The organism is Pandoraea sp. 64-18, assembly GCF_001899225.1.
Taxonomy (GTDB): Bacteria; Pseudomonadota; Gammaproteobacteria; order Burkholderiales; family Burkholderiaceae; genus Pandoraea; species Pandoraea cepalis.
In genome coordinates this window covers 39,390-62,779 of record NZ_MKVU01000016.1, presented here as the reverse complement: position 1 = coordinate 62,779, position 23,390 = coordinate 39,390, and the positions used below count along the sequence as shown (strand labels likewise).

Sequence of the window (23,390 nt, the reverse complement as noted above, 5' to 3'; positions counted from 1 at the left end):
CCGGCCGGTCTCGTCAGGCGCTACCGGAGGTCATGTCTCCGAAAAAAACGCGCGAACGTATCCAGCCGCGCCGCGCGGCGCGCGGTCGGTGATGGTGAAAAGATTTGTGGATCGCCCGTCGGAACCCCACGTGCCAAGCACAGGGTCCCGACGGGCCTCATTCGACTACTTCCATCTTCCATATTGGACTCCTTACATTTTTATTTTCGGTACACCGGCAGGCACTGGCGCTCTGTCTGGCAAGAAACACCGTTGCGACAGGGACGACGGAATCAGCCGTGTGTGGACCTGGCGCCAGCGCTCGCGTGTCGGGCGGCATCGTCGGACCAGTACACGCGGCGCACGCTGCGCTCGCCGGACAGGCGCATGACGAGCGAAGTGAGCGACGCGCGCGAAGCGGCCGGACAGTCGAGCGTGACGGTGGCCGAGGCTTCGTCGCGATCGCTCCAGCGGGTGATGCTGACGCGCGTGGCACGCAGGCCGAGGGCAGTGAGATCGATGAACATCTGCTTGCGCAATGCCCCAAGGGCATCGGCCAGGCAGACGATGGTCAGACGCGACACCGGGGTGGGGAGCGTCGGCGGGCGCTGGAAAGCCTGAAAAGTTTGCAACGTTTGAATAGCGCGCATGATTTCCTCGCATGGCTGCGAATCGTCCTTACCGCGCACGGCACGGACGGCCGGCCGGTGCGGGCGCGCCGTTGCGATGCCAAACGCATGCGCAAGACGACAACGCCCCTCACGGGCACGACAGTGAAATTTCTGCGGGAATTGCGCCGGAGCGGTCACGCTCAAGACGAGCGTTCGGTGGCGCTAGACACCGCATCCTGCATGAGGACGCGGCACAGGGAATGGCTGTGGATCCTCAGGCAATCAGTCGATCAAAGGTCGACTACTACTGGCATCGGAATTCACGGACAAACCCCTTAAGTGGAAGACAGGGCGGATGGTAACTGCTGCCAAATTGCAACGTCAAGCACAAATTGCTGCGCCGCACACCAGATGGGAACTTGCCCATACACGGTGGCGCCGCCGACGAAGTGAAGCGTGCGACGGATTCGCCACACGTGAGACATTTGGGCGAACTGTACGGCGAAATGCCGCTGCGCAGGCGGGGGCGCAGGTGGGTTTGCGGTGCAAATGTGCCGCCAGGCCGGCACGCGCGTCGTCGCTATCGCATCACGTTCGGTGGACCGCGTCCGCTCCCTGGGCGCTGAGGACGTGATCGACTACCGCCAGGGCGACGGACTTGCCGAGGCCATGCGCCTGCCCCGGGGCCGGGGGTCGATGCGGCGATCGATCGGGTGTCGGCTGACTCGGCCACGGCGCTGCTGCCTTTGCTCCGCCACAACGGCGAGATGGTATGCGTGGTCGGCCGTCCACAAGACAAACACATCCCCCGCAGGCCAAGGCCATTTCGCTGCATGACGTTGCACCGGGCTTCGCCTACCCGCAAGGAGACGCCGACAGCCTGGCGAAATCGCGCGCGTCGGGGAAACCCTTTACCCTACCGCTACCGTTGCCTGGTGTTAAACCCGGCTGACGTATTGCGCCTCGCTGGAGGCGGACGTGACTTGATCCCGCCGCGGGCTAATGCGACGAACACCGTGAGCCGTTCGAAACAATACATGCATCGACGATCCGTCGTGCGAGTAAGATAGAACATCTTTTGAAGTTGGTTGGCCCCTACCCGAAAAAAGCCGACATGCGCCAAAGGCGCCAATATTTTGTGATCAATACACCCGGTGCGGAGCAAGTATCATTGGTCCGTCACCCAGTGCTTGCAACAGGAGCGATGTCATGGTCAATACCGCGTTGTTCGTCCGGCTGGAAGCGAAACCGGGCAGGGAGCAGGACGTAGAAGCCTTTCTGATGGGCGGATTGCCGCTCGTCGAAGCGGAGCCCGCAACGATCACGTGGTATGGTCTGCGCCTCGGGCCGTCCACGTTCGGCATCTTCGACACTTTTCCCGACGAAGCCGGCCGCCAGGCGCATCTTGCGGGCAAGGTCGCCGAGGCGCTGATGGCGAACGCCGCCGACCTTTTTGCCAGGCCGCCCGAAATCGCGCACATCGACGTGCTCGCGGCGAAACTGCCCGGCTAGCTGGCCTGCGTATTGCCGCCGCCCCAGCGGATGAACTCCCGTCGGAAGCCGTCCCCCGAAGTCGCGCGCGATGGCTTCGTGCGCGTGCGTGGCGCGCGCGAACACAACCTGAAGAATATCGACGTTGACATTCCACGCGATGCGCTCGTTGTATTCACGGGCGTTTCCGGCTCCGGCAAGTCGTCGCTTGCGTTCGGCACGCTCTACGCCGAGGCGCAGCGCCGCTACTTCGAGTCGGTCGCGCCTTACGCGCGCCGGCTGATCGAACAGGTCGGCGTGCCCGAATTCGATTCGATCGAAGGATTGCCGCCCGCCGTCGCACTTCAGCAGCAGCGCGGCACGCCGAGCGCGCGCTCGTCGGTGGGAAGCGTCACGACGCTTTCCAGCCTCGTGCGTATGCTTTACTCGCGCACCGGCAGCTATCCGCCGAAGCAGCCGATGCTCTACGCCGAGGACTTCTCGCCGAACACCGTCCACGGCGCCTGCCCCACGTGCCACGGGCTCGGACGCGTGTACGAAGTCAACGAAAAGTCGATGGTCCCCGACGATACGCTCACGATCCGCGAGCGCGCAATCGCCGCGTGGCCGCCCGCATGGCACGGGCAAAATCTGCGCGACATCTTAGTCACGCTCGGCTACGACGTAGATATTCCGTGGCGCGAGCTGCCAAAAAAAGACCGCGACTGGATCCTATTCACCGACGATACGCCCACGGTACCCGTCTACGCCGGCTTAACGCCCGAGGAAACGCGGCTTGCGCTCAAGCGCAAGATGGAGCCGAGCTATCAGGGCACGTTCACCGGCGCGCGCCGCTATGTGCTGCGCACGTTCGCGAATACGCAAAGCGCGCTGATGAAGAAACGCGTGTCGCGTTACATGATCGGCAGCGAGTGCCCGGCATGTCACGGCAAGCGATTGAAGCGCGAGGCCTTGTCCGTGACGTTCGCCGGACTTGACATCGCAGCGTTCTCGCAGATGCCACTCGTGCGCCTCGCCGACCTGCTCGGCCCGATCTCACGTGGCGAACTTCCCGCGCACACCCACGGCATCGACGGCGACAGCGCGATCCTTGGTAAGCAGGCGATGCGCGAAGCGACCGAGAAGCGCGTGGCAGCGGGCGGCTCCGCGCACAAGGCGGCGCCGAACGTGCGGCGTACGCGCAACATGTCGGACGAGAAGCGCGTCGCAGCGCAGCGCATCGCGGAGGAATTGCTCGAGCGCCTCACGACACTGATCGACCTCGGGCTCGGTTACCTTGCGCTCGATCGCTCGACGCCTACGCTTTCATCGGGCGAATTGCAGCGCTTGCGGCTCGCGACGCAGCTCGCCTCGCAACTATTCGGCGTCGTGTACGTTCTCGACGAGCCGTCGGCAGGGTTGCATCCTGCCGATGGCGAAGCGCTTTTCACGGCGCTCAAGCGGCTGAAAGCGTCGGGCAATTCGCTTTTCGTCGTCGAGCACGATCTGAACATGATGCGACGCGCGGACTGGCTCGTCGATGTCGGCCCGGCCGCGGGCGAAGCAGGCGGTCACGTGGTGTACAGCGGGCCGCCGGCGGGGCTCGCGAAGGTCGAGGCGTCGCAGACGCGCAAGCATCTCTTCGCCACGCACAAGCGTGCCGCGTACACGCCCCGCACGCCCTCGGGCTGGTTGCGGCTCGCGAAAATCACGCGCAATAATCTGCACGGACTCGATGCCGCATTTCCGCTCGGCTGCTTCACGACCGTGACCGGCGTCTCGGGCTCGGGCAAATCGAGCCTCGTCAGTCAGGCACTGCCGGAGCTCGTCGCGGAACGCCTCGGCCGCACGATCACACCGGACGCCGACGAAGAACTCGACCCGCTCCTCGCCGCCGAGACACAGCCGACTGGCGGCGACATCGTCGAAGGAATGGAGGCGATCCGGCGGCTCGTGCGCGTCGACCAGAAGCCGATCGGCCGCACGCCGCGCTCAAATCTCGCGACCTACACCGGCCTCTTCGATCACGTGCGCAGGCTCTTCGCCGAGACGCCCGCCGCCCGCAAGCGCCGCTACGACGCGGGCCGCTTCTCGTTCAACGTTGCGAGCGGCCGCTGCCCGACGTGCGAAGGCGAAGGGTTTGTCAGCGTCGAACTGCTGTTCCTGCCGAGCGTGTACGCGCCCTGCTCAACCTGCCACGGTACGCGCTTCAACGCACCGACGCTCGAAATCGAATGGCGTGGCAAGAACATCGCGCAGGTGCTGGGATTGACGGTCGATGCCGCCTGCGACTTCTTTGCCGACGAAGCGCAAGTCATGCGCCCGCTGCAAGTGCTGCAGGACATCGGCCTCGGTTATTTGCGGCTTGGACAGCCCGCGACGGAGTTATCGGGCGGCGAGGCGCAGCGCATCAAGCTCGCGACCGAACTTCAGCGCGCGCAGCGCGGCGACTCGCTCTACATCCTCGACGAGCCGACGACAGGCCTCCACCCCGCCGACGTCGACCGGCTGATGACGCAGTTGCAGGGACTCGTCGACGCAGGCAACACGGTGATCGTCGTCGAGCATGACATGCGTGTCGCGGCGCACAGTGACTGGCTGATCGACATCGGACCGGGCGCGGGCGACGACGGCGGAAGGACGGTTGCCTGCGGCCCGCCTCGTGAAGTTGCGAATGTGGCAGAGAGCCGCACTGCCGCTTACCTGCGCGATCGTTTGTCGTAAGGCCGAAGCCGTAACGCCGGTCAGTTAAGGTTCTTCGTCCGGTATCGATTCGCTGCCGTAGTACATGCACAATGTCAGCCGGCAGGGTAACGGGCATCCTTCGGTTTGCCCGTTCACTACCGGAGGAAACCAAGATGGCTGACTTGCTCGTTGATTCGCCCTCCCTGAATCTCGTCGCTATTGACGTCGCTCGCTAGTCGAACGCTGTGTTGATTGAATCATCGAACGGCAAGCGGCAACGCTTTCGGATGTCGAACAGCGCGGCCGACTTTGACCGATTGTCGAGTTATCTTCACGCGCTACCGGGGCGCTGCAAGGTCGCGCAGACGCTGTGAGAGGGCCATCTTGCGGCGCTTGGGCAATTTGGAGCGAAGCTGCAATTGCGCCTCGCCGTAAAGCCGAAACACTCGATTGCGGCTCACACGCCAGTCTTCGCGCTTGAGCAACACATGCACGCGCCGATAGCCGTCGCGAACCCGGGTATGCGCAACTCGCGCATACGGGCTCGCAACGCCGTCTGGGGATCCTTGACGCTACGGTAGTAGCGGGTGCTGTGCGCTTGCTTGACCAGCCCACACGCCCGACACTTGGGGAGGTGCAAGTGATCTACGATGTAGTCCACGGCTTGCGCTTCATCGCCAACCGCCGAAAAGAGATTTCCGCGCTGAAACACTAACACTCATTTCCGTCCTGGCTTTCTCAACCAGATCAGTCCGGTTCATGATGAATGCCGGTACGAGGCAGGTCGGGAAGAAGCGCTACGCGCTTTGGCTGTTGACGTGGTGTCCCAGCCCGCTCGCCGGACTTCAGCCCCGGCAACTCGAGCCCGATTGCCGGCAGGTCCGCGTCGAGCGATTCCTCGAGCAGGCTCATTCTGTAACAAGGCGCAAGCATCGGCGGGAGCTTTGCGGCAAACTACCGGCTCGGATCATTCGTGTGCCGCACGAATGCATTTGTCGATCGACCAATATGGAAGCTCATCATGGCCAGCTCGCCCCGCATCAGCATCGCCATCCTCGACGATTACCAAAACGTAGCGCTGGAAATGGCGCGCAAAACGCTAGGCGTCCTCGGTCTCGGACATATCGGATCAGCCGTCGGTGTGATTGGGCGCGCTTTCCAGATGAATGTGATTTCCTGGCGCCAGAACTTCACGGCGGAGCGCGCCGAATCAAAGGGTGTGCAACGGGTCGACAAAGACACCTTGTTCTCGACGTCGGACTTCCTCAGCCTCCACTTTCGCCTGAGCGAACGGACTCAAGGGCTGGTCGGCGCCGAAGCGTTTGCGCGGATGAAGAAGACAAGCCGTCTGATCAATACGTCGCGAGGTCCGATTGTCGATACGTCGGCGCTGATCGACGCGCTAACGAGCGGTCAGATCGGTGGCGCCGCAATCGATGTGTATGACGCCGAGCCACTCGAACTGGCTCATCCGTTGCGCTCGCTTCGGAATGTACTGCCTACGCCGCACATCGGATACGTCACGCGCGAGCGCTATCAGACGTTTTACGGCGATACGATACGCAATTTCGTCGAGTGGCTCGATCAGTCGCAACGGATCGATCATGCGTAAGGGCGCGCCATTCATCCCACTTGGCTCCAGAGACGGGGGTTGGAGTACGAAGCTCGATCCCGTATCGCTCAAGCTCTTTGTGCGCGTGGTCGAAGAAGGCACCATCGCCGGCGCGTCGGAGATCGAGCACATCGCCGCACCCGCTGTCAGCAAGCGGCTCAGAGAACTCGAAGAACTCTTCGGCACGCCTTTGCTCACACGCACGAACAAAGGCATCAGTCCGACCGCGGCAGGCGCAAAGCTGTCCGTCCTCGCGCGTGACGTGCTGGACGACATGCGAAATATCGTGCTGCAAATGAAGGCGTACTCGGATGGCCTGCGGGGATCCGTGCGCGTGCTCGTCAATATCTCCGCGATCTCGACCGATATGCCGCCGATTATCAAATCGTTCACCGAGCGCTATCCCGACATCAACATTTCTCTGCTCGAACGCGACAGCCTCGCGATCACCGAGAGTATCGCCGAAAACGTTGCTGAAATCGGCGTCTTCACCCGCTTGCCTCATAGCGCCGACATAGAGGTCCATCCGTTTCGTACGGACGAACTCAAGGTTCTGGTGCCATCGGGTCATCCACTCGCACATCGCCGGCATGTCACGTACATGGAGACGCTCGCCTATGAGCATGTCGTTCTCCGGGCGGGAACGCATTTGCACTTTCAGATGCTGACGGCAGCAAGCCAGGCCGGCAAGACCTTGCGTGCGAAGGTCGAAGTATCGTCGTACGACGCGTTGTGCCGAATGGTCCAGGTCGGCATAGGCATCGGCATTCTTCCTGCCGGCAATGCGGCGTTGTACCGCCTACCGGGCACGCGGCTTCTGAAGCTGGACGAGGCGTGGGCCAAGCGGGAACTGGTGGTCTGCGTGCGACGCAAGGACGCGCTTTCCCCCGTCGCGCGCCTGTTCTTCGACTACCTGCTCGGCAGCACTCAAGGCTAGTCGCACACGCTCCCGCCATAACGGTTGGCGATGGCGGGATAGCCAACCGCTCATGTACAGCGCGCAACCGCTCCTTTAGCATGAAGAACCTCGAAACGCACAAGTAGCGTTGGTTCCTTCGCCCGTCGTGTGCCCTCTCCCACAGACATGCTCACCGGCCGGGCGCCACCTGGATCAATAGAACGACAATGAACAATACCGGAGCAATGGAGACAGGACGCGCGGGTGCCGCTACGTCCAGCAATCAGATCGGGCGCGCGCAGCGCTACGTCACCCTAGGAGGCTCGTGGGGTGCATGGCTGTTCGACGCGCTCGACGCGACCGTATTCGGCTTCGTGATTCTCGCCGTCTCGCGTACGTTTTCGGCTTCGCTTGCCGACGTGGTATCCACTGTCGCGTGGTTTCTTCTGGCGACGGGCATCGGCGGATTCCTCCTCGGCAATATCTCCGACAAGATCGGACGCAAACGCACGCTGCTCATCTCGGTGCTGACGTATGCGACGGGCACTCTGTTGTGCGGATTTGCCCACAGCATCGCGGAATTGAACGTGTACCGATTTGCGGTCGGCATTGGCGTAGGCGGGCTTTGGTCGGCCGCCGTCGCCCTCATTAGCGAAATCTGGGCACCGTCAGGACGCGCCAAGGCAATCGCCGTGATGCAGACGGGGTGGTCGGGCGGTAGCCTGCTGGCCGCCGTCTTCGCCTGGACATTGCTCGATGCGTCGAACCCCGACTCGTGGCGACGCCTGTTTATTATCTCCAGCATTCCGGCGTATTGCATCGCGCTGTTCATTCTCGTCTTTGTCAAAGAGTCGCCCGTCTGGCTGGCCAATCGCGAGTATTTGAAAAGCAATGCGAGCAAGGCCAATCTGCTGCAGATTTTTCAGCCCAAGTACCGGCGCACGACGCTGCTTGCACTGCTCATTTCGATCATGGGTATGTACGGTTACTGGATCATCACGACGTTCACGCCGACGTATCTGCAGAGTATCTTGCATGTGCGCATCGATCAGGCTCCCGTCTTTCTGGTGTGGACGGGCATCGGCGCAACGCTTGGCTATCTTGCGTACGGCTGGCTCGCCGAGCGAATCGGCAGGCGCGCGGCGTTCGCCGCTTTCTTTGTGGGAATCGCAGTGGCCGTGCCCGTCTTCGCATACGGGGCGACGATGATTCCCCTGACCAACGGCAAACTCGAATTCAACGCACGGAACATCGTGACGATCGGCATGTTGTCCGCGCTGCTCGGATTCTGCACGGGCTATTTCAGCGGCTTCGGTGCATGGTATGCGGAACTCTTCCCCACCAGCATCCGCTCGACGGCAGCCGGCTTTTGCTTCAACTTTGGCCGCGTGGGCGCAATTGCCGGAATCAAACTCGTCCCGGCTCTGATTCCCATCCTGGGATTCACGATGACCTATTGCATCGCTTCGATCGCTTATGTACTGGCCGCAATACTCGTGTTCACGCTTCGCGAGACGCAAGGCGTCAAGCTCACTAGCGGAAACTGATTTTCTCAACCTCTTATTTGCAAGCTCATGAAGACCTATCGAATCGGACAGATCGTCCCTAGCTCGAATACGACGATGGAAACGGAGATTCCGGCCATGCTGACGGCCCGTTACGACCTGTTCCCGCAAGAACGCTTTACGTTCCACTCCGCGCGCATGCGCATGATGCATGTCACTCCGGAAGAACTGAAGAAAATGGACGTCGATAGCGACCGTTGTGCGCTCGAACTCAGCGATGCACGCTGCGATGTGCTCGCCTATGCGTGCCTCGTCGCCATCATGTGTCAAGGCGCCGGCTATCACCGCGTGTCGGAATCCCGCCTGAAGCAGACTGTCGAAGGCAATAACTGGCCGACGCCGATCATCAGCTCCGCCGGCGCTTTGGTCGATGGCGTGAAGACCATGGGTTTTAAGCGCGTAGCGATCATTACGCCGTACATGAAGCCACTAACGCAACAGGTCGTCGATTACATCCAGAGCGAAGACATCGAAGTCACTGATGCGATGAGCCTCGAAGTGTCCGACAACCTCGCCGTCGGCCGTCTCGATCCGATGAATCTCATTGGACATGCAGACCGCCTCGACATCAGCAACGCAGATGCTGTCGTGCTCTCCGCATGCGTGCAAATGCCGTCGCTGCCTGCTATTCAGGCAGTCGAAGATCGGATCGGCAAGCCGGTTCTGTCGGCCGCGACGTCGACTGTCTACCGCATCCTCAAAACACTCGGCCTCGACGCACAAGTGCCGAGCGCGGGACATCTGCTGTCAGGCAAATACTGAGGTTCTCTCGCAACAAGATGGGCCGGTATTCTTTGCCCCCCCCCGAGCGAACGATCCGATCGATGTAGCAAATCGTGACTCCAGCGATGGCGAAAGTGTTCAAATGCCGACACCATCGCTGGACGTGATGCTGCTATCCGCACCGCCCCGGATTTGGTGGAGGCTCGAATTCCTGAAAGAATCGAGCCATGCGCAAGAAGGCAATGAAGTTTTCCTCGACGGTTCGCGAGCGAGCAGTACGTTTGGTGCGCGAGCCGCGTAGCGAACATCCGTCGATACGGGCGGCGGGTCGAGTCGATTGCAGCAATGATCGGCCGTACGTCGCAGGCGCCGCACGAATGGGTCAAGCGCGACCACCGACGAGCGCGAACGGCTCAAGGCGCTGGACGCATCAACTGAAACCAACCAGTCTCCACCATTCCCGGTGCAGCGCCCAATCCTGGGAATGGCTCAGAGGTCATGTGTTCGCCGCTCGGCAGCTCGGCCGCGACACGCGCATCGAAGCGCATTACAGCACGTATCGAATTACCCCGGACCTCGCTGGACACCGCTGAATTTTCCCTTACTCGTTCTCTTCGAAGTAATGTCCGAACTTGACCTGCTTGGTGCGGATATAACGTTCGTTCTCTTCACGCATCGGGATGTCGAGCGCCACGCGCTCGCACACCGGGATACCGTGCTTCGCGAGCGTGTCGAACTTCTTCGGATTGTTGCTCATGAGGCGCACCGAACGCACGCCGAGAATGCGCAGAATCGCGGCTGCCGAGTCGTATTCACGGGCGTCGTCGGGCAAGCCCAAATCGAGATTGGCCTCGACGGTATCGCGGCCCTGTTCCTGCAGCAAATACGCGCGAATCTTGTTGCTCAGGCCAATACCCCGCCCTTCGTGTCCCCGCAGGTACAGCATCACGCCGCGCCCTTCCTCGGCAATCTTGCGCATCCCCGCATCGAGTTGCTCTCCGCAATCGCAGCGATAGGAACCGAAGACGTCCCCCGTCAGGCATTCGGAGTGCAGACGCACGAGCGTGGGCGCATCGCCGCCGACATCGCCCATGACCAGCGCGAGGTGCTCGTTGTCGCTGCCCTTGACGCGAAACGCGTGAGAGATGAAGGTGCCGTATCGGGTCGGCAGGGTCGCCGTTGCGACAAGCTCGACGCATTCGCCAGCGTCGCACGCGGGCGTGGCAGAGGCAGTACCAGGGGACTTCATGTTGACGTTCAAACAGGCCGAAATTGGGGAGTCGCCCGCCACCGGATGGCGGGGCGTGCGCTAGAAGTGTAACGCCATTTCCGAATTTCGGCCCGCAACGGCATGCAACACACCGTTTCACGGCGCCTGATCATCGGCTGACAACCGGCCAGCGTCGATCTAACGTATTTCGCGCTGCGGCGCGTCGTGCACTGGGTCAGCTACGGCGCCGTGTCGTGTCGCGCCGCGCCGACCCGGCAAGGACGCCAACGAGACCATCGTGCCCCCCTTGCGCCAGCCGTCACGATGTTACGATGCCCGAGCGCACCGTCATGCCTGCGACACCGGCCAATGCTTCCGCGCCTTCGGTTGCGTCACCGATCGCGCCACTCCCTCTGCCCCATGATCGATATCACCGTGCTTCCCTACTTTCTGGTCACCGTCGCCGTGCTCGTTGCGATTCCGGGACCGAATACGATCTACATCGCGACGGCGAGCGCCAGCCAGGGATTTCGCTTCGGGTTGGCGTCGTGCTTTGGTGTGATGCTGGCCACGCTTGTCCACGTTGCCCTCGCGGCGGGCGGATTGACCGCCCTGTTGCTGGCCTCCCCACTGCTGTTCAGCGTGATCAAGTCGCTCGGCGCGGCCTATCTCATCTTTCTCGGCGTGAAGGCCATGCGCAGCCAACCCGCGGCGCTCGGCACCGCGCCGCTGCCGCCAGCACGCATGCTCGGCACATCGATCAAGAAAGGCTTTCTCGTCAATCTGCTCAATCCGAAGACGGGGCTCTTCATCGCCGCCTTCCTGCCGCAATTCGTGAACCCCGAGTCGGGCCATGTGCCGCTGCAAATCGCGACGCTCGGCGTATTGCTCGTGTGCGTCGGTGCGTTGAGCGACATCACTTACGCGGCACTCGCGCGCACCATCGGCAAGGCGCTCACCCGCCGGCGCGCAAAGCCCGGGGCCGGGAAGTATGTGACCGGTCTGCTGTACATCAGCCTTGGCGTCGCTGCGCTGGCAACGTCGAACGGTTCAACGCGGTAACGCCGCTTCCCTCGCGTTCCGGGACCTTCCCCGCCCCGCCGCCCTGCTGCCTGCCCCCCCGCCGACACCTTTCATTTTTGTAATCTCCCAGTAACGATCGGGTCAGCCCCCGCACCGCAAAATGCCTTCAACGCTGAGACGCCAACGTCACGGCGGGACCGGCCGGCGCGAAGTGTTCGCGTTGGCACTCACAACCAAACCGTTGAGGCAAAACATCATGAAATCGATCGTAAAGTCCGTCATCGTCGCTTGCGCGCTCGCCATCCCCGCCCTGTCGTTTGCTCAGGCATCGCCGACAACACGTGCAAGCGTTGAGCATGAGCTCGTTCAGATGGAGAACGCTGGCTATGTTCCCTCCGCGAGCAACACTCACTATCCGGACAACATTCAGGCTGCAGAAGCCATGCTGCAATCGCAACCCCACACCGCGAGCGCGTCGAGCCTTGGCTCGGCACCGCAAGTCCTTAGCCAGCAAAGCACGAACGACGCGGCGGCGACGTACGTTGGCTCGTGATCGTGTCGCGAGTTGATGCGCACGGCGAACGGTCACCGGCGGCAATGGAAATTGCACCGTGGCTCGTCCGCCGTGCCGCACGGCTCGTCAACAGGTCAGGCGCCGCGAAGCCGCTCGCACGTGACAACGCGCCGACACAACGCCCGGAGCGGACTATCGCCGATATGGCGTTCAAGACGCGTTCCGCGTTCGGCTATCATGGGCAAGCGTAGCGTCGGCCAATGCGGCGCGACGCGCCTATTCCGAGGCGACAAAGCATGCGCGTTCTGTTGATTGAAGATGAACCGAAGACCGGCGCCTACCTGAAAAAGGGATTCGAGGAATCCGGCATCTCGTTGGATTTGGCAACCGATGGCGCGCAAGGGCTCCTGCTTGCGCAGGAAGAGGAGTACGACGTCATCATTCTGGACGTCATGCTTCCCGTCATGGACGGATGGGCCGTGGTCAAACGCCTTCGCGCGACCAAGGGAACGCCCGTGTTGTTTCTCACGGCGCTGGACGACGTCCACGATCGGGTTCGCGGCCTCGAGGCCGGGGGCGACGACTATCTCGTCAAACCTTTCGCCTTCGTTGAGCTGCTGGCCAGGGTCCGTACGCTTGCCAGGCGGGGGCCTCCGCGAGACTCGGAAACGCTGCGCGTCGGGGATCTGGAGATCGACCTGCTGCGCCGGCGTGTCAAACGGGCCGGCCATCGGATCGAACTTACGCCGCGCGAGTTTGCCTTGTTACAACTGCTCGCGGGCCGACAAGGTGAAGTGCTCACGCGTACGCAAATCGCCTCGTATGTCTGGGACATGAACTTCGACAGCGACACCAACGTCGTCGAAGTTGCCATCCGCCGGCTACGGTCGAAAATCGATGATGACCAAGCGCTAAAGCTGATACATACCGTGCGTGGCGTAGGGTATGTGCTCGAGGTCCGAGACGAATCATGATTCGCCGTTCCCTTGCCGCAACGCTGGCCCTGTCGTTCGGCGTTACGCTACTTGCCGTTTTTGTCCTCGTGGGGTGCTACCTATATGTAGCGCTGGACCGTCAGGTCAAGACAGAGCTCGACTCGGATGTCGTACTGGCCAGCCGCCACGTGCGACGTCTGGCGTCCGAACTCGAGACCAAGGACGATGTGAAGTCGCACACGCCCCGCTTGGTGAGTGCCGTGCTGGGCGATCGCGCCTTGTCCCTCGTGCTGTTCGACCCGAAAGGCGATCGTCTCCTCTCCTATGGCCCGAACCAGGTCATTGATGACCTGGATTCCGCACCGGACAAAGGCGTCCGGCTCGACCCTGCCACCATACCGTTGCAGCAGGCGCGCGTGTCCGACAACGCCAAGATCGCCTCGTCGGATGTCGTCGCGTGGACAACGGATCAGAAAATCCCGGTCAGGAGCGTTGCATTTGACGTTCAGCTTCGCGACGGCACCCGTTTGAACGGGATCGTGGTTCGCGATGTCAGGGCCCCGCTCCGGTTGCTGGACAAATACCGGGATCAGCTCACCATGGCGGGCATCGTCGGCAGCCTGGTCACGATGCTTGCCACCTATCTGTTGATTCAATTTGCCCTTCGGCCGCTACGCCAAATGACCGCTGACGCCACCGACATTACTGCGACCCGTCTCGATGCCCGCCTACAGGTCGTGCAATCGCCAACGGAACTCAGCGCGTTGGCAATGTCGCTCAATCGAATGCTGGCGCGCCTGGAGGAAGGGTTTCAGCGACTGTTCCAGTTCACGGCGGACCTCGCCCATGACATGCGAACGCCCATTGGCAACATCAAAGGGGCAACCGAGGTCGCCCTTCGTCGACCGCGTAGCGTCGACGAATATGAAAATTTGCTGGCGTCGAATCTCGAGGAGTGCGACCGCCTGTCGCGGATGATCGAGAACGTGCTGTTTCTCGCGCGAGCGGAGCACCCCCAATTCATTACCCATATGCAAGTGTTCAATGTTGCCGACGAACTCGGGAACATAGCCGGCTATTTTGAAGGGTTGGCAGACGAGGCCGGGTCGGCGATTCACGTATCAGGCCGCGCCGATACGATGCTGAAAGCCGATTTGGAATTGTTCCGCAGAGCCGTGGGGAACCTGCTCGCCAATGCGATCCGGCATACCCATGTCGGCACGATTGAAATTTCCGCCGAGGTCAAGGCAGGCCGAGTCGACGTATCCGTGTCCAACCCCGGCGTCGCGATCGACGATGAAGATATCGAACGCATTTTCGACCGCTTCTACCGGGGGGACAAATCACGTCGGCAGCCGTCGGGCGTCGGCACCAGCGGCGCTTCGGCCGGGTTGGGGCTCGCCATTGTGCAAACGATCATGGGGCTTCACGACGGGCGCGTCGCCGTCACGAGCCGCGACGGCAGAACGACATTCTGCCTGTCGTGGCCCCAACGGTGACGGTGTTTTTGCCGGGCAATCTCCGGCATCAAACGTCCCGTGCCCCGGGCGCTTCAAGCATCCGGCTCACGGCGAGCGGCAGCCCCGCGTGCGGCTTCGCGGGCGGGCGCTGAAAACTGCCCAGCCGCGCCACGCCCGGCTGCAATGCCACCAGCGACTCGCAATGCCGGACCGCGCTGGAAACGCCATCGACGACCGGCACCGGAATGCGATCGCGCAATGTCCGCGCCAGTCCTGCCAGCGGCGCACCCGCCACCACGATCACGTCTGCGCCGTCTTCCTCCACGGCTTGCCGACTCAGTTCGATGAGGCGCTCTGCGTGGTCCTCCTGCACGGTCGCAATATCGCGCAACGGCGACGTCAGGCTGCGAATGCTGGCGAGCCGCGACGTCAGCCCGTTCGCTTCGACACACTCCCGATACCAGGCTTGAATCCGGTGCGAGATGGCAATGATCGAAAAGCGCGCGCCGAGCAGGCACGCGCTCGCCAACGCCGCTTCGGTCATGCCGACCACCGGCACGTCGAATAGCTCCTTGATCCCCCCTAACCCCGGGTCGCCGAACGCCGCCACCACGAGACCATCGAACGTGCCCGTCTGTTCCGCAGCAGCACACGCCGTGGCATAGCCGCCGACGAGCGCTTCGAAACGCGTCTCGATGTAGGCCACGCCGAACGACGCCGTCGCGAAGGCGAGCGTCGTCTCCGGCGATGCGGCGCGACGGGCTTCGGCTTCGATCAGCCCCGTCACGCTCGTCGAGATGTTGGGATTCACTACAAGTAAGCGCATGAAATCTCCTGCCACTGTCGTTGTTTTGCGTCACACCAGCGACGGCGCGTCTGCGGGCAGAAAGCGCCCGCGCCCGGCAACCGGCGCCAGATATTGCCCACTGGCGACGAGTTGTTCGCCACGCGAGAAGCAGTGCACCGGCCAACCGACGACCTCGCGCCCCTCGTACGGCGTGTAGTCGACGGCATGATGCAGTTGGGTGTTGCGAATCGTCGTGCGCATCTCCGGGTCCCACAGCACGATGTCGGCGTCCGCACCCACGGCGATGGTGCCCTTGCGCGGATACAGACCGTAAAGCCGCGCCGGACGGTAGGACGTCAGCTCGACGAACTGATGAATCGACAGGCGTCCGCGATGCACGCCATCGAACAGCAAGGGCAGGCGCGTCTCAATGCCGGGAATGCCGTTGGGGATATGCTCGAACGACTGCGGCTTGCCGCCCGGCTTCTTGCCTTGCGGATCTTCATAGTTGAACGGCGCGTGATCCGACGAGAACACCGAGAACACGCCTTGCTTCAACGCCTTCCACACGGCCTCCTGGTTGTCGGCATCGCGCGGCGGCGGACTGCAAACGCATTTGGCGCCCGCGTAACCGTCATCGCCCGGATGATTCATGTCCTCGGCGCTCAGATACAGATATTGCGGGCAGGTCTCGGCCAGAATCTGCATGCCACGGCCCTGTGCCCAGCGAATCTGACCGATGGCATCCTTGCCCGAGACATGAACAATCAGGATCGGCACGTCGACCAGTTCGGCGAAGGTGATCGCGCGGTGCGTGGCTTCGCGCTCGACGGCCGCCGGCCGCGCGAGGCCATGGAACTTCGGCGCAATGCGACCCTGCCCGACGAGCTTGTCCGTCAGCCATGCGATGCAATCCGAATTCTCCGCATGCACCATCACCAGCGCGCCATGCTCGCGGGCCACGGACAGCACTTCCAGAATCTCGCGGTCCGAGAGCTTCAGATCGTCGTAGGTCATGTAGATCTTGAACGACGTGTACCCTTCGCGAATCAATTGCGGCAGTTCTTCGCGGAGCACCTTCTCCGTTGGGTCCGCAACGATCAGATGGAACCCGTAGTCCACCACCGCGCGCCCTTCGGCGCGGCGGTGATAGTCGTCGACGGCGGCGCGCAACGAACCGCCCTTCTCTTGCGCGGCAAACGGGATCACCGTCGTCGTGCCGCCGCACACGGCGGCGCGCGTACCGGTGAAGAAGTCATCGGCCATGCGCAGGCCGTCCGGCATCGGCTGGTCGAGATGGCAGTGGCCGTCGACACCGCCGGGCAGCGCGAGCAATCCCGAGGCGTCGACCTCACGCGCACCGCTGGCCAGGTTCCGGCCCAGAGCGGCGATCACGCCGTCGCGCACGCCGATGTCGCAAGTAAAACGATCGGCGGCCGTGACCACATCGGCGTGCCGAATGACCAGATCGAAGGTGTCGCTCATCGTCTTACTCTCCTTGCTGGAACAGTTGACCCCAGCCGCTCAGGGCGCGCGTGTCGACGCCGGCGAGCCGCAGCGACTTCCAGAGCACCGTCGAGATGGTGTCGTACACGGGAATGCCGGTCTTGGCTTCCAGCGCGCGGGCGAGCGGCGCGGCGTGCAGGTTGGTGCAGAACGTGGTGATGGCTTGCGGGCGCGCTTGAGCCACCTCGTTGACGAGCGACTCCAGCGTCTGCGCGCTGACCTCGGAAAACTCGAAGTTCTTGCTCAGCCCCAGATGGCGCTCTGCCGTGCAACGAATGCCTCGACGCGCATAGTTCGCGACGATGCGTTGCTGCACGTCTTCCAGATACGGGGTCACGAGACCGAGTTCTGTCACTCCCGTGCGCGCGAGGATCTCGTTGAGCGCCAGCACGGACGTGGTGGCGGGAATGCCTGTCGTTTCGGTGATCTGTCGGCACAGCGCTTCGTCGGTCTCGAAGCCCAGCCATCCGGCGGAAGTGCCATTCCACGCGATGACATCGACTTCGGCGTCGGCGAGGAGCCGCGCTGCGTCGAGAATCTTTTCCAGGTCGAATTGGCCAAGCGCGTTCTCGCCGAGAGAAATCTGCGTGACGCGAAAGCGGGAGAAATGGACAGAGACATGATCGAGGTCAGCCACCATCGCGCTGGTAATCGGTTCCAGCGCGGTGTTGGAAGACGGCGTGAGCATGCCAAGCAATTTACGTTTTTGGGTCGTCATGGTCGTACCAAAAATGCGATGACCGGCCGCCTGGGCGGCGTGCCGATCAAGGGAGAAACGTGTGTCTGAAAAATCAAACCGGAAGCTTGCGTTCGTAGTCGATCAGCGTCGAGCAGATGAACAGCCCGACACCAGCGGCCGCGAAGAACATCAGCGCGAGGAAATACGAGCCGGTGGTCTGCACGATCACGCCGACGATCAGCGGCACACTGATGCCCCCGATGTTGCCGCCGAGATTCATCACCCCGCCGAGGAACCCGACCTTGTTGCGCGTGCCGAGAATGGACGGAATGCACCAGTACAGGCCGCACCAGCGCAGGAAGAAGAGCGTCGAGGACAGCAGCACCACGGTGATGACATCGCTCTTCACATACGCCACGGAGAAGATCGATGCGGTCGCGATCACGGCGGCTATGCCGAAGAGGGTACGCATGACCTTGTTGGGTGAGCCGCCCGCGGCCTTCCACTTGTCGCCGACCCAGCCGCCGAACAGCTCGCCGATAAAGCCGCAGAAGAAGATGATGAAGCTGGCGCCGCCCATTTGCTTGATATCGAACCCGTGAACCTTGTGGAGGTAGTTCGGCATCCAGGTCAGCAGCCCGTAGAAGACCGTGTTGAAGCACATCCAGCCCAGCGCCATGCACCACACGGAACGGTATTTGAAGAAATCGAGCGAACGACCGGAGAGGTTGGCCGGTTCGGCGCGGTGCTCGTTTGCTTGCGCTTCCTCGATGTAGGTCGCCTCTTCGTCGTTCACGCCCGGGTGTTCGCGCGGGGTATTGCGAATGTAGCGCCAGGCGACGTAGCCGGCGAGCACGGTGCCAACGCCCGCGACGACGAAGGCCAGACGCCATGAGCCAAGCATCGTGATGAGCCAGGTGATGATGATGGCACCCAGGGCGGCGCCCAGCGGCGCGCCGCCGTCGAGCAACGTGGCGCCGCGCCCGCGTTCATACTGCGTCATCCAGATGGCATTCAACTTGCCGCCTGCCGGATAGATCGGTGCCTCGGCCGCGCCGAGCCCGAAACGCGTGAGCAGCAACGACGTGGCATTGGTGCACAGGGCGGCCGCCGCCTGAAAGATGCCCCAGAAGACCGTGGCCAGCGCGATCACGATGCGCGGCTTGTGTTTGTCGGCCAGCATACCGCCCGGAATCTGCATGACGGCATACGTCCAGAAGAATCCGCTCAGGATCAACCCTTCCATCGCGGGCGTGAGGTCGAACTCCTTCGAGATCAGCGGCATGGCCACCGACAACGACGCCCGATCGATGTAGTTGATCGAGATCAGACACAGCATCAAGAAAAAAATCTTCCAGCGCACAGCGCTCTTCGTGCCTGCCATAGCGGCAACCCTGCCTGTCGACTGCATGGTGAATCTCCAGAGTAGATGACTTACATAGCTTTCGTCGCGACTTGAGAGTGAGTATAGAATCTGTAATCTGTAATTACAATATCGGTAAATAATTGATTTCATTGAAATCTATTCTAGGGATTTCCCTATATGGTAGGATGTTTATGACACTGATAAACACGCTCGAGACCGTGACCCTCCCCCTCCAGAAGTCCCTCAAACTCCGCACGCTAGGCATGGCGGCCGAGATTACGGCGCGCTTGCGCGTCATGATCGAAGAAGGCGAGCTGCCGCCGGGCGAGCGTATTGACGAGAAGGCGCTTTGCGAAATGTTCGACGTCTCGAAGACGCCGTTGCGTGAAGCGCTCAAGACGCTGGTGTCCGAGGGGCTGGTGCTGCACCGGCAATACATCGGCTACCGGGTCGCGCCACTCGATCTCGACGAGCTTCGCGCGACGTTTGAAGTCCTCCATGGCCTGGAGGGCATGGCGGGCGAACTGGCGTCTCGGCGATTGACCGAGAGCGCGCTGGCCGCGATCGAACGGAAGCACGAGCAGATGCTCGACGCGCACGGCAAGGGGCTTCGAACGGAGTACTTCCGGATCAACCAGCAGATTCACCAGATGATCGTGGACGGCGCGGGCAACCCGGTGCTCTCGTCGCTCTATGCCACATTAATGAGCAAGGTGCACCGCGCACGCGGCGCCGCGAACGCGGATCTTTCGCGTTGGCAGGAATCGCACGAAGAGCACGACCGGATCATGGCGGCCCTGCGCGAAGCCGGACGGCCGCACTTGGGCGAGGTGCTCAAGGCGCACTCCGAGAACACAGGGACCGAAGTGCTGAGCGTGGTCGCCGAGGCCATTCGGCTCGGCGAACCCCACCGTCGCGGACGCGAGATCGGGGCAAGCTGACGCGTCGCGCCCACGCATCGGCCGCAGGGACACTGGTGAGAAGGCGCGTCGGGATGGCCTGGGCGTTGGCGCAAGCCAATCTTACGGCCGGTACCGGTGTACCGAACGCCCCTCTGCGCCACACCATCGACGCCATCGGCAAGATTGCCGATATTCTCGAACCCCAGACCTCCCGATCCTGACCATGACGCTCGATTCGACTCTCCTTGCCGCGTTTGCGCCGACTGGCGTGCTGCGTGCCTGCATCAACCTTGGCAATCCGATTCTGGCGGGGCTTGACGCCCAATCCAGGCCGGTCGGCATTTCAGTCGATCTGGCGGGTGAATTGGCGAAGCGGTTGGGCGTCGAGCTTGCGCTTGTCGTGGTCGATGCCGCCGGCAAATCGGTGGAGACGGTGACGAACGAGCAGGCCGACGTGGGCTTTTTCGCCATCGATCCGCGCCGCGCCACGACGATCGGTTTCACGGCACCGTACTTGCTTATCGAAGGCTTTTACCTGGTGCGCGACGCCTCGCCGGTGAAGACCAACGCCGAGGTCGATCAGGCGGGCACGCGCGTGGTCGTCGGTAAAGGCAGCGCGTATGACCTGTTCCTGACGCGCGAACTCAAGCACGCGGACATCGTGCGCGCGCCCACGTCGCCGACGGTGGTCAAGACGTTCATCGAAACGGGCTGTGAAGTGGCCGCTGGCGTGAAGCAACAGCTCGAACACGACGTGGCCGCACTGACGGGCTATCGGCTGCTCGACGAGCGTTTCATGGTCATTCAGCAAGCCATGGGTATGCCGATCACGCGCGGCGAGGCGGCTGTGGCATTTCTGAAGACGTTTGTGGAAGACATGAAACGCGAGGGTTTCGTGGCAGATGCCATGCAACGTCATGGTGTGACGGGGGTCAGCGTTGCGCCTGCGGCGTGAGGCGACTTACGCATCCACCACGAAGCCAAAGGCGGCGAACGAAAGTTGACCGATTCGTCATCGTCGAAGCTCCTTCTCCGAATCGAACATGCGTCGACGATGTGTGAAGTTCACACTTGCCGATCATCCCCGTCATGGACTGTCGCCACATGCAGCTGATTTGTTGCTCCATGAATGCTGACGGACATGCCTGGACCGGTCATGCTCCACAGCGATAATTTGCGGATTATCGCTGTGTTCACCGACAGCACGTGAGGGCAAAGTGTTGCCGGACGTATTATTTGCCAGCCGGTGCCGGCGCGTTCATCAAATCCGGCCGGCGATTGGCGCGATCTCGTTTTAATCCCCAGAAATAGGTAACCGCAAGACAGGGCACCAGTGACGCAATCGAATAGGCCACCCCTGCCAGTTGGTTGCCGGTCAGCGCTACCAGCGACAGGCTGATGAGCGGTAAAAATCCGCCGAACAGGATGTTGCCCAGTTGCTGCGCCAGTCCGAATCCGGTTGTCCGACTCTGAGGCGGAAAGCACTCGGCGATAAATGCGGGTAGCGGCGCCATGATCATGGCGGTCAACACGGCGAGTACCGTAATAAGTGCCGCGACCACACCCCAGGCCTCGTTGAGCACACCCGTGCGGATCCCGGCAAAGGTCGGATACGCGCTGGCCATCCATAGCAGTATGCCGATGAACATCACCCGTGCTCGTCCGATTCGATCGGATAAGCGGCCAAACACCGGGAACATAGGCGTCGCGATTATGATGCCAACCGCCACGCAAAGACTGGCGTGAGTCGGTTCCACCTTGAGCACGTTCTGCAGAAAGTACAGCATGTAGACAATCGACGTGTACAACGATACCGAAGTGCCCCCTTGGGCACCGAAAATCGCAACCAGAATGGCTTTCCATGAGGATTTGCTGGTCACCGTGTCGGACAGGGGCGCTTTCGACAAACGCCCGCTTGCCTGCATTTCCACGAACACCGGCGTCTCCTTCATGCCCAACCGAATCATCGTTGCAATCGCGACGATCGGTGCGGAGACCAGGAAAGGCACGCGCCAACCCCAAGTGGCGAATGCGTGGGCGTCAAGCGTCAGTCGCAATGCAGACACTATCGCCAGGGCGAGCAACAGGCCGACCCCGGCCGTGCTCTGCAAGACGCTCGTGAACATGCCGCGCTTGTCCTGCGGTGCGTATTCGACCACATAGACCACAGCTGAGCCATACTCCCCACCGAGCGCAATGCCTTGCGTAACGCGCAGCACCAGCAAGGCGACGGGTGCGGCCACCCCGACTGCGCCATAAGTCGGCAAGCAACCGATGCCGACAGTCGCGACACCCATCAACACAAGTGTGATGACAAAGGTCTTTTTGCGCCCGATACGATCCGCCATAGGGCTAAAGATAATCGTGCCGATGGGTCGCGCGAGGTAAGCAATGCCAAAAGTCGCGACGCCCGCGAGCGCAGCGACGGTTCTGTCCTGCGACGGCAGAAACAATTGCGTCAGTGTGCCCGTCAGCGCGACGTACACGAAGAAGTCGTAGTACTCGAGCATCGTTCCCAAGCTCGAGGTTGTGATGATCTTCAACATTTGCCGTAGCGCCGCCGGTTGGCGATGATGCGTGTTCATGACTGTCTCCTTCCATTGATTTTTATTTGTATTACATAGCGCACGTCGTCTGCCAACGCTTCACTTGAGAAACCGGCGAACCGCGGCCTTGTGCTCTTCACCGCAAAGAAGAATGGCCTGCATCGATGCGGCCATCTCCAAGGCTGTCGGCAACGATGCTTCCGCCGATTGGCGAACCAGTTGCTTGGCCATTCGCAAAGCGTGTGGAGGGCTGTTGGCGATTGTTTCAGCCAGTCGCACCGCCTCCGCGTCCAATGCATCGACGGCCACGACTCGCGAGACGATGCCGGCATCAAGCGCTTGGAACGCATCGATGAATTCGCTGGTCAGCGTCAACTCCATTGTCTTGGCGACCCCGACAATCCGAGTAAGGAACCAGGCCCCGCCGATGCCAGAGACCAAACCCAGTCGCAGAAAGCTTTCCGAGAAACGGGCATTTTCCGCGGCAATGCGCAAATCGCACATCAATGCAACATCGAATCCCGCGCCCACTGCGGCACCATTGACGGCAGCGATAGATGGCACCGGCAACGCATGCAACGCGCGGGGAATGCGATGCAGGCTACCCGCGAGGCGCTCCCTGACCGCCTCGACAGAGCCTTGCATCAGATCGGCGCCAGCCTCCATGTCTTTCACGTTGCCACCCGTGCAGAAATGCTTGCCCGAGGACCGGAGCAAAACGCAGTGCACGTTCGAAAGCCCGCTCGCCCGCTCCAGGGCGTCTGCCAACGCTTCGGTCATCGCCACATCGAGCGCGTTACCGGTTTTCGGTTCATTCAGCGTGATTGTCATCACGCCGTTGACGACGCGGGTCAAGACCAATCCTTCGCTTTGAGCGTCGTCGGTCGTCATGACATCCTGTCTGGTGTTCATTGCGTAG

Annotated in this window: 22 protein-coding genes and 2 pseudogenes; 14 read left to right on the top strand and 10 right to left on the bottom strand. The window is 61.8% G+C overall.

What is annotated here, in order from left to right; translation table 11 throughout:
* Positions 1-272: 272 nt before the first annotated feature.
* Entirely contained in the window at positions 273-629 is a 357-nt protein-coding gene (locus BGP02_RS13840; RefSeq protein ID WP_157211361.1) for a hypothetical protein, read from the bottom strand.
* A gap of 1,170 nt (positions 630-1,799) precedes the next feature.
* Here BGP02_RS13840 and BGP02_RS13835 point away from each other — a divergent pair.
* Together BGP02_RS13835 and BGP02_RS13830 are read left to right on the top strand one after the other, a co-directional pair.
* Positions 1,800-2,102, top strand: coding sequence for a putative quinol monooxygenase (locus tag BGP02_RS13835; protein WP_017232412.1), 303 nt, complete (start codon positions 1,800-1,802; stop codon positions 2,100-2,102).
* Positions 2,103-2,132: 30 nt separating this feature from the next.
* Positions 2,133-4,784: an excinuclease ABC subunit UvrA gene (locus BGP02_RS13830; RefSeq protein ID WP_286798725.1), complete on the top strand. Its 2,652-nt coding sequence runs from the start codon at positions 2,133-2,135 to the stop codon at positions 4,782-4,784.
* A 320-nt stretch (positions 4,785-5,104) separates the two neighbouring features.
* On the opposite strand, the pseudogene BGP02_RS13825 reads toward BGP02_RS13830, so the two are convergent.
* Positions 5,105-5,412: pseudogene (locus tag BGP02_RS13825) on the bottom strand (IS3 family transposase); the annotation flags it as partial.
* An 80-nt stretch (positions 5,413-5,492) separates the two neighbouring features.
* Entirely contained in the window at positions 5,493-5,657 is a 165-nt protein-coding gene (locus BGP02_RS13820; protein WP_157211362.1) for a hypothetical protein, read from the bottom strand.
* 109 nt (positions 5,658-5,766) lie between these two features.
* On the opposite strand from BGP02_RS13820, the gene BGP02_RS13815 reads away from it, so the two are divergent.
* The 5 genes and pseudogenes from BGP02_RS13815 to BGP02_RS13795 all read left to right on the top strand — a co-directional run.
* On the top strand, positions 5,767-6,357 hold the full coding sequence (locus BGP02_RS13815; protein ID WP_017232415.1) for an NAD(P)-dependent oxidoreductase: 591 nt from the start codon (positions 5,767-5,769) through the stop codon (positions 6,355-6,357).
* A complete protein-coding gene (locus BGP02_RS13810) occupies positions 6,350-7,294 on the top strand; it encodes a LysR family transcriptional regulator (RefSeq protein WP_017232416.1) in 945 nt (314 codons plus the stop codon). Before BGP02_RS13815 ends, BGP02_RS13810 begins: the two co-directional genes overlap by 8 nt.
* 206 nt (positions 7,295-7,500) lie before the next feature.
* A complete protein-coding gene (locus tag BGP02_RS13805) occupies positions 7,501-8,802 on the top strand; it encodes an MFS transporter (protein ID WP_017232417.1) in 1,302 nt (433 codons plus the stop codon).
* 27 nt (positions 8,803-8,829) lie between these two features.
* On the top strand, positions 8,830-9,582 hold the full coding sequence (locus BGP02_RS13800) for a maleate cis-trans isomerase family protein (protein WP_017232418.1): 753 nt from the start codon (positions 8,830-8,832) through the stop codon (positions 9,580-9,582).
* 188 nt (positions 9,583-9,770) lie between these two features.
* A pseudogene (locus tag BGP02_RS13795) lies at positions 9,771-9,936 on the top strand (IS3 family transposase); the annotation flags it as partial.
* Positions 9,937-10,144: 208 nt separating this feature from the next.
* On the opposite strand, the gene ribA reads toward BGP02_RS13795, so the two are convergent.
* Positions 10,145-10,792: a GTP cyclohydrolase II gene (gene ribA / locus BGP02_RS13790; RefSeq protein ID WP_017232419.1), complete on the bottom strand. Its 648-nt coding sequence runs from the start codon at positions 10,790-10,792 to the stop codon at positions 10,145-10,147.
* 396 nt (positions 10,793-11,188) lie between these two features.
* Here ribA and BGP02_RS13785 point away from each other — a divergent pair, with 396 nt between their 5' ends.
* The 4 genes from BGP02_RS13785 to BGP02_RS13770 all read left to right on the top strand — a co-directional run bounded on the left by BGP02_RS13785 (position 11,189) and on the right by BGP02_RS13770 (position 14,724).
* Positions 11,189-11,815, top strand: coding sequence for a LysE family translocator (locus tag BGP02_RS13785; RefSeq protein WP_268567544.1), 627 nt, complete (start codon positions 11,189-11,191; stop codon positions 11,813-11,815).
* Positions 11,816-12,032: 217 nt separating this feature from the next.
* Positions 12,033-12,329 carry a DUF4148 domain-containing protein gene (locus BGP02_RS13780; RefSeq protein ID WP_261938847.1) on the top strand — a complete coding sequence of 99 codons (297 nt, stop codon included), beginning with the start codon at positions 12,033-12,035 and terminating at the stop codon, positions 12,327-12,329.
* Between the two features lie 257 nt (positions 12,330-12,586).
* Positions 12,587-13,264 carry a heavy metal response regulator transcription factor gene (locus tag BGP02_RS13775; RefSeq protein WP_130025430.1) on the top strand — a complete coding sequence of 226 codons (678 nt, stop codon included), beginning with the start codon at positions 12,587-12,589 and terminating at the stop codon, positions 13,262-13,264.
* Positions 13,261-14,724, top strand: coding sequence for a heavy metal sensor histidine kinase (locus BGP02_RS13770; RefSeq protein ID WP_261938848.1), 1,464 nt, complete (start codon positions 13,261-13,263; stop codon positions 14,722-14,724). The genes BGP02_RS13775 and BGP02_RS13770 overlap by 4 nt, the downstream gene beginning before the upstream one ends.
* Positions 14,725-14,752: 28 nt before the next feature.
* Here the strand turns inward: BGP02_RS13770 and BGP02_RS13765 are convergent, their stop codons facing one another.
* From BGP02_RS13765 to BGP02_RS13750, 4 genes are all read right to left on the bottom strand, one after another.
* A complete protein-coding gene (locus tag BGP02_RS13765) occupies positions 14,753-15,511 on the bottom strand; it encodes an aspartate/glutamate racemase family protein (RefSeq protein WP_286798723.1) in 759 nt (252 codons plus the stop codon).
* A 30-nt stretch (positions 15,512-15,541) separates the two neighbouring features.
* Positions 15,542-16,957, bottom strand: coding sequence for a dihydropyrimidinase (hydA, locus tag BGP02_RS13760; protein WP_286798722.1), 1,416 nt, complete (start codon positions 16,955-16,957; stop codon positions 15,542-15,544).
* Between the two features lie 4 nt (positions 16,958-16,961).
* On the bottom strand, positions 16,962-17,696 hold the full coding sequence (locus BGP02_RS13755; protein ID WP_286798721.1) for a maleate cis-trans isomerase family protein: 735 nt from the start codon (positions 17,694-17,696) through the stop codon (positions 16,962-16,964).
* Positions 17,697-17,769: 73 nt separating this feature from the next.
* Complete coding sequence (locus BGP02_RS13750) at positions 17,770-19,068, bottom strand: MFS transporter (protein ID WP_261938851.1); 1,299 nt, start codon at positions 19,066-19,068, stop codon at positions 17,770-17,772.
* A 146-nt stretch (positions 19,069-19,214) separates the two neighbouring features.
* On the opposite strand from BGP02_RS13750, the gene BGP02_RS13745 reads away from it, so the two are divergent.
* Genes BGP02_RS13745 through BGP02_RS13735 form a run of 3 tightly spaced genes read left to right on the top strand, consistent with a single transcriptional unit; the run spans position 19,215 to position 20,880 of the window.
* Complete coding sequence (locus BGP02_RS13745) at positions 19,215-19,964, top strand: GntR family transcriptional regulator (RefSeq protein ID WP_369751549.1); 750 nt, start codon at positions 19,215-19,217, stop codon at positions 19,962-19,964.
* Between the two features lie 53 nt (positions 19,965-20,017).
* Positions 20,018-20,146, top strand: coding sequence for a hypothetical protein (locus tag BGP02_RS13740; protein WP_286798720.1), 129 nt, complete (start codon positions 20,018-20,020; stop codon positions 20,144-20,146).
* A gap of 2 nt (positions 20,147-20,148) precedes the next feature.
* On the top strand, positions 20,149-20,880 hold the full coding sequence (locus BGP02_RS13735; protein WP_150564173.1) for an ABC transporter substrate-binding protein: 732 nt from the start codon (positions 20,149-20,151) through the stop codon (positions 20,878-20,880).
* 277 nt (positions 20,881-21,157) lie between these two features.
* Here BGP02_RS13735 and BGP02_RS13730 read toward each other — a convergent pair whose 3' ends face one another.
* Both BGP02_RS13730 and BGP02_RS13725 read right to left on the bottom strand, forming a co-directional pair.
* Positions 21,158-22,471 (bottom strand): MFS transporter, encoded by a 1,314-nt coding sequence (locus BGP02_RS13730; RefSeq protein WP_261938852.1) that lies wholly within the window; start codon positions 22,469-22,471, stop codon positions 21,158-21,160.
* 99 nt (positions 22,472-22,570) lie between these two features.
* Complete coding sequence (locus tag BGP02_RS13725; protein ID WP_286798780.1) at positions 22,571-23,362, bottom strand: enoyl-CoA hydratase-related protein; 792 nt, start codon at positions 23,360-23,362, stop codon at positions 22,571-22,573.
* Positions 23,363-23,390 lie beyond the last annotated feature (28 nt).